This is a genomic window from Aestuariibius insulae, from assembly GCF_040783535.2.
In the GTDB taxonomy this organism is placed as follows: domain Bacteria; phylum Pseudomonadota; class Alphaproteobacteria; order Rhodobacterales; family Rhodobacteraceae; genus Aestuariibius; species Aestuariibius insulae.
In genome coordinates this window covers 446,619-459,544 of sequence record NZ_JBFONW020000001.1, presented here as the reverse complement: position 1 = coordinate 459,544, position 12,926 = coordinate 446,619, and the positions used below count along the sequence as shown (strand labels likewise).

Annotated in this window: 14 protein-coding genes; 2 read left to right on the top strand and 12 right to left on the bottom strand. The window is 64.3% G+C overall.

From position 1 onward, the window contains the following. The first annotated feature begins 35 nt into the window (after positions 1-35). Entirely contained in the window at positions 36-1,289 is a 1,254-nt protein-coding gene (locus AAD018_RS02190; protein ID WP_367313770.1) for a UbiH/UbiF/VisC/COQ6 family ubiquinone biosynthesis hydroxylase, read from the top strand. A gap of 3 nt (positions 1,290-1,292) precedes the next feature. Here AAD018_RS02190 and AAD018_RS02185 read toward each other — a convergent pair whose 3' ends face one another. The 12 genes from AAD018_RS02185 to ccoN all read right to left on the bottom strand — a co-directional run bounded on the left by AAD018_RS02185 (position 1,293) and on the right by ccoN (position 11,893). Continuing rightward, positions 1,293-1,472: a Trm112 family protein gene (locus AAD018_RS02185; protein ID WP_367314218.1), complete on the bottom strand. Its 180-nt coding sequence runs from the start codon at positions 1,470-1,472 to the stop codon at positions 1,293-1,295. Between the two features lie 14 nt (positions 1,473-1,486). Continuing rightward, positions 1,487-2,131, bottom strand: a complete 645-nt coding sequence (locus AAD018_RS02180) for an LON peptidase substrate-binding domain-containing protein (protein WP_367313771.1) — start codon at positions 2,129-2,131, stop codon at positions 1,487-1,489. Between the two features lie 26 nt (positions 2,132-2,157). Beyond that, a complete protein-coding gene (gene trxA, locus AAD018_RS02175) occupies positions 2,158-3,072 on the bottom strand; it encodes a thioredoxin (RefSeq protein WP_367313772.1) in 915 nt (304 codons plus the stop codon). Between the two features lie 69 nt (positions 3,073-3,141). Then, positions 3,142-3,930 carry an exodeoxyribonuclease III gene (locus AAD018_RS02170; protein ID WP_367313773.1) on the bottom strand — a complete coding sequence of 263 codons (789 nt, stop codon included), beginning with the start codon at positions 3,928-3,930 and terminating at the stop codon, positions 3,142-3,144. Positions 3,931-3,989: 59 nt separating this feature from the next. Beyond that, positions 3,990-4,145, bottom strand: coding sequence for a cbb3-type cytochrome oxidase assembly protein CcoS (ccoS, locus tag AAD018_RS02165; protein WP_367313774.1), 156 nt, complete (start codon positions 4,143-4,145; stop codon positions 3,990-3,992). 4 nt (positions 4,146-4,149) lie between these two features. Beyond that, a complete protein-coding gene (locus AAD018_RS02160; RefSeq protein ID WP_367313775.1) occupies positions 4,150-6,297 on the bottom strand; it encodes a heavy metal translocating P-type ATPase in 2,148 nt (715 codons plus the stop codon). After that, entirely contained in the window at positions 6,294-6,761 is a 468-nt protein-coding gene (locus tag AAD018_RS02155) for a FixH family protein (RefSeq protein ID WP_367313777.1), read from the bottom strand. Before AAD018_RS02155 ends, AAD018_RS02160 begins: the two co-directional genes overlap by 4 nt. Further along, entirely contained in the window at positions 6,758-8,170 is a 1,413-nt protein-coding gene (gene ccoG, locus AAD018_RS02150; RefSeq protein WP_367313778.1) for a cytochrome c oxidase accessory protein CcoG, read from the bottom strand. The genes AAD018_RS02155 and ccoG overlap by 4 nt, the downstream gene beginning before the upstream one ends. A gap of 178 nt (positions 8,171-8,348) precedes the next feature. Next, positions 8,349-9,218 (bottom strand): cytochrome-c oxidase, cbb3-type subunit III, encoded by an 870-nt coding sequence (ccoP, locus tag AAD018_RS02145; protein ID WP_367313779.1) that lies wholly within the window; start codon positions 9,216-9,218, stop codon positions 8,349-8,351. Further along, positions 9,215-9,442, bottom strand: a complete 228-nt coding sequence (locus AAD018_RS02140; RefSeq protein ID WP_367314219.1) for a cbb3-type cytochrome c oxidase subunit 3 — start codon at positions 9,440-9,442, stop codon at positions 9,215-9,217. The genes ccoP and AAD018_RS02140 overlap by 4 nt, the downstream gene beginning before the upstream one ends. Positions 9,443-9,454: 12 nt before the next feature. Next, positions 9,455-10,279 (bottom strand): cytochrome-c oxidase, cbb3-type subunit II, encoded by an 825-nt coding sequence (gene ccoO / locus AAD018_RS02135; protein WP_412005166.1) that lies wholly within the window; start codon positions 10,277-10,279, stop codon positions 9,455-9,457. A 15-nt stretch (positions 10,280-10,294) separates the two neighbouring features. Beyond that, positions 10,295-11,893: a cytochrome-c oxidase, cbb3-type subunit I gene (gene ccoN / locus AAD018_RS02130; RefSeq protein ID WP_367313780.1), complete on the bottom strand. Its 1,599-nt coding sequence runs from the start codon at positions 11,891-11,893 to the stop codon at positions 10,295-10,297. 194 nt (positions 11,894-12,087) lie between these two features. On the opposite strand from ccoN, the gene AAD018_RS02125 reads away from it, so the two are divergent. Then, positions 12,088-12,924, top strand: coding sequence for a universal stress protein (locus tag AAD018_RS02125; RefSeq protein ID WP_367313781.1), 837 nt, complete (start codon positions 12,088-12,090; stop codon positions 12,922-12,924). The last annotated feature ends 2 nt before the right edge of the window (positions 12,925-12,926 follow it).

Sequence of the window (12,926 nt, the reverse complement as noted above, 5' to 3'; positions counted from 1 at the left end):
TTCGCCTCGCGGCGACGGTAGCGGCCTCGCGGCGCATGGACAATCGTCCGGACAGCGGCATATGCAGCCCCATGACCGATCTGCTCCTCACCGGCGGCGGCCTGAATGGCACCGCGCTCGCCCTTGCCGCCTCCCGTATCGGGCTGAGCGTCACGCTGATCGATGCCGCCCCCGATCCGGGCAGCCGGGTCCCCGACTTCGACGGGCGCGCCTATGCGATCGCGCTGGCCTCGCAACGGCTGATGTCGGCGATTGGCCTGTGGCCCGCGCTGGCCGCTGAGGCGCAGCCGATGACCGAGATCAAGGTCACCGACGGGCGCCCCGGTCAGGGTCCGGCGCCCTGGATGATGCATTTCGAAGCGTCCGAGTTGGGCGAGGAGCCGATGGGCTTCATGGTCGAGGATCGTCACCTGCGCCATCACGCCCGCGCCGCGCTGGACGAGAGCGATCTGGTCGAAACCCGCTACGGGCAGACCGTCACCGCCCAGCGTGTCACGCCGACCGGGGTCGAGGTCGACACCTCCACCGGAGAGACGCTGACCGCCCGCCTGCTGATCGGGGCCGACGGGCGCAGCTCCGGCACGGCGCGGCGCGCCGGGATCCGGCGGATGGAATGGGGCTACGGGCAAACCGCCCTTGTCTGCGCGGTCGAGCATGAAAAACCGCATGACGGCATCGCGCACCAGTTCTTCATGCCGGGCGGGCCGCTCGCGATCCTGCCGCTGACCGGAAACCGCGCCTCCATCGTATGGAGCGAGGACGATGCCGTCGCCGCGCCGCTTGCAACTGCAGACGATGCGGCGTTTCTCAAGGCACTCGCGCCGCGCTTCGGAGAGTTCCTTGGCTCGATCCGTCTGATCGGCGGGCGCCATGCCTACCCGCTGGGGCTAAGCCTGACGCACCAGATGATCGCAGATCGCGTGGCTCTGGTCGGCGATGCCGCGCATGGGGTTCATCCCATCGCAGGTCAGGGCCTGAATGCAGGGCTCAAGGATATCGCCGCCCTGATCGAGGTTCTGGCAGAGGCCCGCAGACGGGGAGAGGATATCGGAACCAGGCCGGTGCTGACCCGCTACCAGCAATGGCGCCGGTTCGACGTGGCGTCTCTGGCGCTGGCGACCGATACGTTCAACCGGCTCTTTTCGAACGACAATCCGATCCTGCGCGCCGCCCGGGATTTCGGGATGGGGGCCATCGACGCGCTGCCGCGCCTGCGTCGCAGCTTTGTGCAGGAGGCGGCGGGGCTGACGGGCGATCTGCCGAACCTTCTCAAAGGCAAGCTGCCCTAGGCGTCAGTCGATCTGGCGCGCCTCGTCGATCAGCATGACCGGCAGGCCTTCGCGGATCGGATAGGCCAGATGCGCAGCTTTCGAGATCAGCTCTTGCGCCTCGGCATCATAGGTCAGGATCCCATGCGTCTGCGGGCAGACGAGAAATTCCAGCATCCGCCGATCGAATTGCGGCTCCTGCATGGGTGTCGCGTCATTCACTGCATGATCTCTTCGGCCGATCCACCGCGCAGGGCAAACTCGATCAGCGTAACGAGTGTCTCGCGGCGGGTCGACAGCGACGGGGCCTCGAGAAGCGCCTGCTTGTCCTCAGGCTCGAACGGGCAAAGCATCGACAGCGAGTTGATAAGCAACTCGTCCTCCGCCTCCTTGAGGCTGTCCCAGTCGGTCGAGAGCTGCTGATCGTCGAAGTACCGGCCCAGAAGATCCAGAAACGCCTTGCGGTCAAAGGTCTTGTCCGCCTCGACGGGCCCAAGGTCACGGTCGAACCCGTCCCATTTCACCTCGCAGCGGCGATAGGGCGTAAAGCCGGAGATCTCCTCGACCACGCGAAAACGGGACATCCCGCTAAGCGTGACCATATAACGCCCGTCCTCGGTTTCGGAAAACGCGGTCAGCCGTCCGGCGCAGCCGATGTGATGCAGCTTGCTTTCCTTCGATCCCGGCGCCTCGAAGGGCTGGATCATGCCGATCAGGCGGGTCTGCGTCTTGAGCGTGTCGTCGAGCATCGCAAGATAGCGCGGCTCGAAGATATGCAGCGGCAACCGGGTTCGCGGCAGCAAAAGAGCTCCCGGCAGCGGAAAGACCGGTATTGTGTCCGGCAGGTCGGCAGCTTGCATCATACCGGCAAAGTAGCCCGGCGGGCAGGTCAGGCAAATATAAGCGACGAGAGTTTCCGCCGACCGTTGAGCACGACCGGATCCTGCGGCGGAAGCGCATCGAAAATCGTGAAGAGCTGCGCCTTGGCCGCGCCATCGTTCCACTCCCGATCCTGCCGGAAGAGCTCCAGCAGCTCACTCACCGCGCCTTCGGCATCGCCCGATGCATGGAGCGCGGTCGCCAGATCGAACCGCGCCTGAAGATCCGCCGGATCGGTCTCGACCTTGGCGCGCAGATCGGCCACGGGGCCTGCATTTTCCGCCTGTCGCGCCAGTTCGAGCTGGGCGCGCACAGCCTCAATCTCGGGCGCATCGGAGATGGCAGCGGGCGCGCCGTTTAGGATCGCTTCGGCCTGATCGGCATCGCCCAGCGCCAGATAGGACCGCGCCAGCCCGCCATAGGCGGCGGCATTCTCGCCGTCCTCCTGAATGATCGCCGCAAAGGTCTGCGCCGCATCGCTCGCCGCGCCTTCGGTCAGCATCTCTTCGGCGGCGGACAGCGCATCGGCCAGACCGCCATCCTCGCCTTCGCCGCCCATCGCGGCGACTTTCTCGATAAAAGCATCGATCTCGGAGGCGGGCAGCGCGCCCTGAAATCCGTCGACCGGCTGCCCCTGCCAGAAGGCGTAGACCGTCGGGATCGACTGGATCCTGAGCTGCGCGGCAATCGCCTGATTCTGGTCGACATCCATCTTCACCAGCTTGACCCGGCCCTTCGCCTTGGTCACCGCAGCCTCGATCGCGGGCGTCAGCTGCTTGCACGGGCCGCACCAGGGCGCCCAGAAGTCCACGATCACCGGCACCGTCTGGGATGCCTCGATCACGTCCTGCATGAAGGTCTCTTCCGTCGCGTCCTTGATCAGGTCGCCTGCGGGTTGTGTCGTGTCTTGGCCGAATTCCAGCATCATCTCGCTCCTTTTGGAGGGTCAGAAGGTCATATGTGAAAGAGCGGCCCCAATGTCAAAGGGCATGGCTCACAGATCGAAATGCGCAAAGACCGGGGCGTGATCGCTCGGCTTCTCCCAGCCGCGCACATCGCGCAGGATACGGCTGCCCGAGGCCGCCCGCGCGACATCGGGCGTCGCCCAGACATGATCCAGCCTGCGGCCCTTGTCAGCCTTGTCCCAATCGGGCGAGCGGTAGGACCACCACGAATAAAGCGGCCCCTCTGGGATGTCCTTGCGCGTGACGTCCACCCAGTCGCCCGCTTCTTGCGCCGCCGTCAGATGCTCCACCTCGATGGGAGTATGGCTGACGATCTTGAGCAGCTGCTTATGGCTCCAGACGTCATCTTCGCGCGGCGCGATGTTCAGATCACCGACAAGGATCGCATCCTTGGGCCGGTCCGCTTCGAACGCCTTCGTCATATCCGTCAGATAATCCAGCTTCTGCCCGAACTTCTCGTTCTTCTCGCGGTCCGGGATGTCGCCGCCCGCCGGGACGTAATGATTGTGAATCACCACCCCGTTCGGCAGCCGCGCCGCCACGTGCCGCGCATGGCCGAGGCCCGCGAAATCCTCCGCGCCCACCTCTTCCAAGGGCAGCTTGGACAGGATCGCCACACCGTTATAGCCCTTCTGACCCCGCGCCACGAGATGCTCGTAGCCCAAAGCCGCGAACCCCTCGCGCGGGATCTTGTCGACGGGCGATTTGCATTCCTGCAGGCACAGCACATCGGGCGCCTCGGCTTTCAGCAGATCGATCACCAGCGGCTCGCGCAGCCGGACCGAGTTGATGTTCCAGGTGGCGAGCGTGAAGGGCATGGGCAGTCTCCGGGCAACCGTGACCCCTCTGATGCCCGCTTGGCCCGGCCGCTGCAACCTCAGGACCGGGGGGTGTCGTCCTCCTCCAGCAGGATCCGGGCTGCATCGCCTTCCAGATCCTCGTATTGCCGGTGCTTGAGCGACCAGAGAAAGGCCAGCAGCCCCAGCGAGGCCAGAACCAGCGAGACGGGAACGAGGATCAGCAGAACATTCATCGGTCTACCTCACTCTAAGCGCATTAAGCAGGACGGTAATCGACGAGGTCGACATCGCGATCGCCGCGCCGAGCGGGGAAGCGAAGCCGAGCACCGCGATGGGGATGGCAATGCAGTTATAGCCTGCCGCGATCCCGAAATTCTCGATCACCCGCCGCCGCGCGGCCTTGGCGGTCCGGACGGCATCGACCAGCTCCGACAGGCTGCGGCTCAACAGGACGATATCCGACGCCGTGCGCGACGCATCCAGCGCCGAGGCCGGAGAGATCGACGCATATGCCCGCGCCAGCGCCGCCGTATCATTGAGCCCATCGCCGACCATCAAAACGCGGTGCCCCGCCTCTTCCAGCGCCTCGATCACGCGAACCTTTTCATCGGGTCGCGCCTGCGCCTGCCAATCGGTCAGGCCCAAACGCGTCGCCACCGCCTCGACGGCTTCGGGCTCGTCGCCCGAGATCAAACGCACGCCATATCTAAGCGCCTGAAGCTCTCGCACCGTCTCTGCCGCGCCCTCGCGCAGCGTCTCAGCGATCGCCAGCGGGATCGCAGGTCCCTCCCCAATCGCCAAGGCCGGAGAGCGCGCAGCCCCGACCCAGGATCCGCGGCCCAGCCGGACGGTTTGCCCGCGCCATGTCGCCTCGACCCCGAGGCCAGGATGCTCTGTCACATCGCCCAGATCGACAGGCGCGATCGCCGGCGGCAAAGCCGCAACCATCATCCGCGCCACCGGATGATCGGACGCCCGCGCCAACGCGGCCAGCACGGACAGCGCCTCGGGCGTCATCTCCGCGACCGACAGGCTAGCATGGCCCTCGGTCAGCGTGCCGGTCTTGTCGAAGATCACCGTATCGACCTCGGCCAGGCGCTCCAAAGCGGTTCCGTTCTTAACCAGAAACCCCCGCCGGAACAGCCGCCCGGTCGCCGCCGTCATTACCGCCGGAACCGCCAGCCCAAGGGCGCAGGGACAGGTGATGATAAGCACTGAAATCGCGATATTCAGCGCCGGTGCGATGTCCGATCCCACAAGGATCCAGCCGATGAACGTCGCCAGGGCCAGCAGATGCACCGCAGGCGCATAGATCTGCGCGGCCCGGTCTGCCAGCGCGGTATAACTGTTGCGCGCGCCTTCTGCTGCCTCGACGAGGGCGGCCATGCGGCGCAGCGTCGTGTCCTCGCCCACCGCCGTCACCTCGAGCGTCAGCGCGCCGGACAGGTTCACCTCTCCGGCGGCCACAACATCCCCCAAAACCACCGAGACGGCCCGGCTTTCCCCGGTGAGAAGCGACCGGTCCATGGTCGACCTGCCGCTCGCGACGATTCCGTCGACCGGCGCGCGCATCCCTGCAGACAAGGCGATCATATCGCCCGGCACCAGCTCCTGCACCCGCACGCTTTCGCGCGCGCCGTCCAGGATCCGCGTGGCGCGCGGCGTCTCCAAAGCGCTCAGCTCCTGCGCCGCCGATCGCGCGGCCTGCCGCGTCCGGTGATCCAGATACCGGCCCGTCAGCAGAAAAAACGTCAGCGACAGGGCCGCATCAAAGTAAACCTCGTGCCCGCCGATCGCCGTCTCGAACACCGACAGGGCCGCAGCCAGGATGATCGCCAGCGAGATCGGCACATCCATATTGAGCCGCCAGACCCGGATCGCCGACCAGGCGGAGGTGAAAAAGATCTGCGCCGAAAACATCAGCGTCGGCACCGCGATCCCGGCTGAAATCCAATGGAACAGGTTGCGCGTCGCCTCGGTCGCACCCGACCAGACGGCAACCGAAAAGAGCATCACGTTCATCATCGCAAAACCCGCCACGGCCAGCCGCAGCAGGATCGCGCGTCCGACCTCGTCAGTATCGGATGCCGCGACAAGCGTCTGGTCCAGCTCTGTCGTCTCAAAGCCCGCGCCCTCGACCGCCGCGATCAAATCCTCGACTGGCACGCGGGGCGCGGCGATCGTCACGCGCTTGCGGCTAAGGTTCACGCGCGCGCCCTCGACGCCCGGCACTGCCATCAGCGCCCGCTCGACCGCTCCGATACAGGCCGCGCAATGGATCGTCGGCAGCGACAGGATCGTTCCACCTTCGATCATCGCGCCGCTCGCCGCCCTTTCGGCCAAAGGGGCGGCAGTGCAGGCCGGACAGGCGGAAACGGCGCTCATCTGGCGGCCGTCACGATGACACGCTGGCGAAAAAGCGTGCCGTCCGGGGCTTCGGCCACCAACCGCAGATTCCAGTTCCCCTTTTCCAGCGCGGCAGGCGCCACATAATCCCGCCCGTCATAGGCAAAGACAAGGTCCTGATCCTGCGCCACATTCGTCGCCCGCCCCAGCACCGCCGACTGGATCTCGGCCTGCACCGGCTGACCATCCTTGCGCAGGCTCAGGCGAACGACACCCCCGTCAGCCACCGCCGCGACATCCCAGCCCAGCGCAAGCTGCGCGGCGCGATCCTCCTGAAACGACTGACTGACGACATAAGAGTTGCGCGTCTCCAGCCCCGGAAAGGTCGCGACCGCCTGAAAGGCCAGCGTCAGGTTGACCGTGATGATCACCGCGAAGGCACTGCACACGATCAAAAGGACCTTCCGGCCCGACAGCGGCTTGTCCGTTACCTCGTCCATCATCCTGCCCTTCCGTTGAAAACCGTGTCGCGATAGGCGCGCTCGGCGCTGCCGACATCCTCGACCCAAAGTCTGAGATCCGTCCGATCCTCGGTGCTGGCCGGATCCTGCGGCCGCGCGGTCACATAGACCCGCGTCAGCGTCGTGCTGTCCGGATCGACCGCCACGACATTGGTGTCTGCCCCCTCCACGTCGATCCGCAGAATATCGTCCGAGGCCAGCGACATCCTGAACTCCCGCGGCTCGCCCAGCTTGTTGCGCAGCCGCACGTTGTAGACATTGCGCACCGACCCATCCGACAGAGTGATAAAGGTCGGGTTGCGCACCGGCTCGACTGTCAGCTCGATATCGGCGCGCACGAACAGCGCAAAGACAAGCCCCACCCCGATCAGTGACCAAAGCGCGGTGTAAAGCACCGTCCGGAACCGGAAGATGTGATGCCATGCGGGACGCGGCGGCTGGCCCGCACGCTCCAGCGGCTCGTCCGACAGTGCAAGGTAGTCGATCAGACCGCGCGGCTTGCCGATCTTTTCCATTACGTCGTCGCAGGCATCGATGCAGAGTGCGCAGGTGATGCATTCCAGCTGCTGCCCGTCGCGGATGTCGATCCCCATCGGGCAGACATTCACGCAAGCCATGCAATCGATACAGTCGCCGGCGGTGTTCTCGTGCTTCTTGCCGCGCGGCTCTCCGCGCCAGTCGCGATAGCCGACGGTGAGCGTGTGATCGTCCATCATCGCGCCCTGAATGCGCGGCCAGGGGCACATGTAAATGCAGACCTGTTCGCGCATGAACCCGCCAAAGAGGAACGTCGTGCCGGTCATGATCGCGATCGTCGTATAGGCAACCGGATGGGCCTGAAATGTCAGCAGATCGCGCAGCAGCGTCGGCGCATCGGTGAAGTAAAAGACCCAGGCCCCGCCGGTCGCCACTGCGATCAGCAGCCAGACCGTCCACTTGGTCAGCCGCAGCCGCCATTTGCGCGCGGTCCAGTCAGCCTCCCACAGGCGCACGCGCGCGTTGCGGTCGCCTTCGATCCAGCGTTCCACAAGGATAAAAAGATCGGTCCAGACGGTCTGCGGGCAAGTATAGCCGCACCAGACCCGGCCCAGCGCCGAGGTGAAAAGAAAGAGCCCCAGCCCCGCCATGATGAGCAGACCGGCCACGAAATAGAATTCATGCGGCCAGATCTCAATCCAAAAGAAGTAGAACCGCCGGTTCGCCAGATCGACCAGAACCGCCTGATCGGGAAGCGACGGCCCACGGTCCCAGCGGATCCAGGGCGTCAGGTAGTAGATCCCCAGCGTCACGCCCATGATCCACCACTTCAGCGAGCGGTAGAACCCCGATACCCGGCGCGGGAAAATCGGCTCTTGCGGCGCATAGAGGGGGGGAGGGTCGGAGCTGCTCATGACGTTATCCGGATTTGTTCGCCCGCCTGCCTTACCGGCGCCGTACCCCGCCGCCCTTGATTCAGATCAAGGGGGGGTAAAAATGCCCCGACCCCGGTCTGGTGCGAACAAATCCTGGGGTCGGGGCGACCTGTGCTCCTCCTCCGAAGCACAGGTATCTCGGGGCCGGGCGCGGGAGTTACTCGCCGCCGCCAAGCTGATGGACATAGGCGGCCACCGCCTTCACCTCGGCCTCGGTCAGGCGGGTGGACCAGGGCGGCATGACGCCAAAGCGCGAATTGGTCACCGTATAGGTCAGCGACCGCAGATCCCCGCCATAAAGCCAGATCGCATCAGTCAGATTGGGCGCGCCGAAATCGCGGTTGCCGCGCCCGTCCTCGTTGTGACAGGCGCTGCACTGATCGGCGAAAAGGACCGACCCTCTCTCGGCCATGGCCGCATCATGGTCCTGACCGGACAGGGCCAGCACATGCTGGACCACATCGTCGATCTCCCCGGTTTCGAAAATCTCGCCATAGGCGGGCATTTGCGACCAATGCGCGTCGGGATCGACCTCGTTGCGGATACCGTGCCGCACCGTATAGGCGATCTGATCGCGCGTGCCGCCCCAGAGCCAGTCATCGTCCAGCAGGTTGGGATAACCGATCCCGCCCGCCGCGCCCGAGCCATGGCATTGCGAGCAATGGCTGCGAAAGACCGACGCGCCGCCCGAAATGGCAAAGCGCTGCAGCTCCGGGTTCTCGTCCAGAACCGCCAGATCGACCTCGGTCAGCGCCGTCGTCAGCGACGCGTTCTGCGTCTCAAACGCATCGATTTGCTCGACCACCTCGGCCCGCGTGGAATAGCCCAAAAGGCCCCCAGTCGCGCGCGAGATCAAAGGCCAGGCGGGATAGGCGATCGTATAGCCCACGCCCCAGATGATCGTCAGGTAAAAGCACCAGAGCCACCAGCGCGGAAGCGGGTTGTTCAGCTCCCTGATGCCGTCCCATTCATGCCCGGTCGTCTCGATCCCGGTTTCCTGGTCGATATCGGTGTCGCGCCGAGTCACGCGCGCTCCTCCAGCCGGGCCTGAAAGGCCGTCTTGCAGACGCAGTCCGGGCAGTTGTTCTGGCACGGCAATGTGTCGTTTCGAAACGGGATCCGGGCGATATCGTCATGCATCGCGCGGCTCTTGGGGCGGAAGGCCCATGCAATCGTGCCTAGAAAGAAGAGCGTCAGGAATAGCAGGACCCAGCTGTCGGCCAGTTCGCGCAGAAAGGAATAGGTGTCCATCATGGGCCTCCGTCAGCGGCTTGGATCGGGGGTAAAGGTCGAGAAATCGACAAGGGTGCCGAGCATCTGCAGATAGGCGATCAGCGCATCCATCTCGGTCAACTCGGGCTGGCCGTCGAAATTACCGAAGACGGCGCCGGGATAGCGCTCTTCCACGCCGTCCCAATCCCCGTCCAGATCGGCCTGCGCGAGGAAATCGGCGCGCGCCGCCTCGATCATCTCGTCGGTATAGGGCACGCCCACGAACCGGTGCGTCCTGAGCAGATCCTCAACATGTTCGCCGTCGATCTCGGCACTGGCGAGAAACGCGTATTTCGGCATGATCGATTCTGGCACGACCGATTGCGGATCCATCAGGTGATCGACATGCCAGGCATCCGAATACCGCCCGCCGACCCGCGCCACATCCGGGCCCGTCCGCTTGGAGCCCCACTGGAACGGATGGTCATACATGCTTTCGGCGGCCAGCGAGTAATGCCCGTAGCGCTCCACCTCGTCGCGCATCGGGCGGATCATCTGGCTGTGACAGACATAGCAGCCCTCGCGGATATAGATGTTGCGCCCCGCCAGCTCGAGCGGCGAATAGGGGCGCATGCCCTCGACCTCTTCGATCGTGTTCTCGAGGTAGAAAAGCGGGGCGATCTCCACGATCCCGCCGATGGTCACGACAAGAAATGACAGGACCAGAAGCAGCGTCGGCGAGCGTTCGATGATATGGTGCCGCGCCAGAAAGCTGGAGTGATGCTGCATCTCGTTGGGCACGTCACCGGGCAGGTCCGACAGGGTGCTGACCTTGGGGTCCTGCTCGGGCGGGGTGATCTTCGGATTGTCGGCCATATGCCTGCGCCTTCTTTATTCTGCGGGAACGCCGACCGGCGCATGGGCGCGTGCGCCGCCCCGGATCGTCATCCACATATTCCAGACCATGATCACGCCGCCCGCGAGGTAGAGCACGCCGCCCAGCGCCCGCACGACATACATCGGGAACTTGGCGCTGACAGTGTCGGCGAAGCTGTTAACGAGGAAACCCTGCGCATCGACCTCGCGCCACATCAGGCCTTCCATGATCCCGCTGACCCACATCGAGGCCGCGTAAAGAACGATCCCGATTGTCGCGAGCCAGAAGTGCCAGTTGATCGCCGACATCGAATACATCCGCGCCCGGCCCCAAAGCTTGGGCGTCAGGAAGTAAAGCGCGCCGAAGGTGATCATACCGTTCCAGCCCAGCGCACCCGAATGCACGTGCCCGATCGTCCAGTCGGTATAGTGGCTCAGCGAGTTCACCGCCCGGATCGACATCATCGGCCCTTCGAAGGTCGACATCCCGTAAAAGGCGAGGCTGACGACCATCATCCGGATGATCGGGTCGGTCCGCAGCTTGTCCCACGCGCCCTGCAAAGTCATCAGACCGTTGATCATGCCGCCCCAGCTGGGCATCCAGAGGATGATCGAGAACACCATGCCCAGCGTCGAGGCCCAGTCGGGCAGCGCCGTGTAATGCAGGTGATGCGGTCCGGCCCAGATATAAAGAAAGATTAGCGCCCAGAAGTGGATGATGCTCAGCTTGTAGGAATAGACCGGCCGCCCGGCCTGCTTGGGTACGAAGTAATACATCATCCCAAGAAAGCCCGCTGTCAGGAAAAAGCCGACCGCGTTATGCCCATACCACCACTGAGTCATCGCATCCTGCACGCCGCTGAAGACCTGCACGGACTTGCTGCCCCAGATGCTGACCGGAATGCTGATATTGTTGACGATATGCAGCATCGCCACGGTCACGATAAAGCTGAGCAGAAACCAGTTGGCGACGTAGATATGCCGCTCCTTGCGGACAAAGATCGTGCCGAGATAGACGGCCAGATAGGCCACCCAGACGATGGTCAGCCAGATATCGACATACCATTCGGGCTCTGCGTATTCCTTGGATTGCGTGGCGCCGAGCAGATAGCCGGTCGCGGCCAGCACGATGAAAAGGTTGTAGCCCCAGAAGACGAACCAGGCGAGGTTGCCGCCCCAAAGCCGCGCGCCGCAGGTCCGCTGCACGATATAGAAAGATGACATGATCAGCGCATTGCCCCCGAAGGCAAAGATCACCGCCGAGGTGTGGAGGGGCCGCAGCCGCCCGAAATTCGTATAGGGCTGCCCCCAGTCGAAATTCAGCGCCGGAAAGGCAAGCTGAAAAGCGATCACGACGCCGACCAGAAAACCGACGACGCCCCAAAGACCCGTCGCGATGACACCCGCGCGGATCACGCCATCCATATAGCCGCTCGTATCGACCTGGGGCTTGGGCTCGTCGATGCCGCGCAGGACCCAGATGAACATCCCGAACGACAGCCCTAGGATCAGCAAAGCATGGACCTGATAGGCCAGATCCCGGGCAAAGTTCGCGGCCAAAGCCGCCACCAGCACGATGATGCCGAGCGCGATAAGCTTGATATAGTCGATCATGGTACGGTCCCGATTGGTCGATCGCACAGGAGCAAGCCGCGCAGATCCAAAGTCCCGACCTCTCTGACCGCTGTCCCGGGCCGGTGCCTTGATCTGGATCAAGCTTTTTAGCGCCGCCCGGTTTGAGCCATGTCAAAGAGGACGTCTGCCCGCCCGTGTCAGCCTGACGCAGATCACATCGCGAGGAGACGGATATGGGCTACACATCGCTTGCGACCGTACTGCATCGGCGCGACTTGCGGGACAGCACGCTTGAAGCGGCCATCGATGCCGCGAACCGGTGGAACGCGCATCTTCATGTTCTGTGCACCGGCGTGAACTACGTCGAGCCGGGGTTCTACTACGCAGGCGCGCAGGCCATCGTGGTTCAGGAAAACCTCGAACAGGCGCAAGAGGATGCCGTCGCTCTGGAAACCGAGGTACGCAAGCGGCTCGCGCGAGAGAATCTGTCCTGGGACGTGCAGGCAATCACGGTCATGCCCGCCGGGCTCGACGGGTTTCTGGCCGACGATCTGCGCTTTCACGACCTGATCGTGCTGCCTGCGCCCTATAACGAGGCGCCTGATACGCTCGATATCTCGATCTTCGAATCCTGCCTCTTCGGCGCGAACCGGCCCGTTCTTGTCGTGCCACCCGGGATCACCGAGATGCGCTTTGACGCCGTCATGGTCTGCTGGAACGACGGGGAAGAGGCGCTGGCCGCCGCGCGGGCCGCCGTACCGGTCCTGCAACGAGCCGACACGACCGAGATCACCATCATCGATCCGCCGACCACCGCCCCCGATCGCTCGGATGCGGGGGGCCGGCTGGCGCAGTACCTGGCGCGGCACGGCACACGTCCTGACATCAATGTCATCTCCGGCAGCGGCGACATACCGGCCAAGCAGCTTCTGCGGCGCGCGCATGAACGCGATATCGATCTTATCGTGATGGGCGCCTATGGCCATTCGCGCCTGCGCGAGGCGATCCTCGGCGGGGCAACGCGCGACATGCTGCAGATCGCCGATCTGCCGGTCCTGATGGCGCGCTGAAG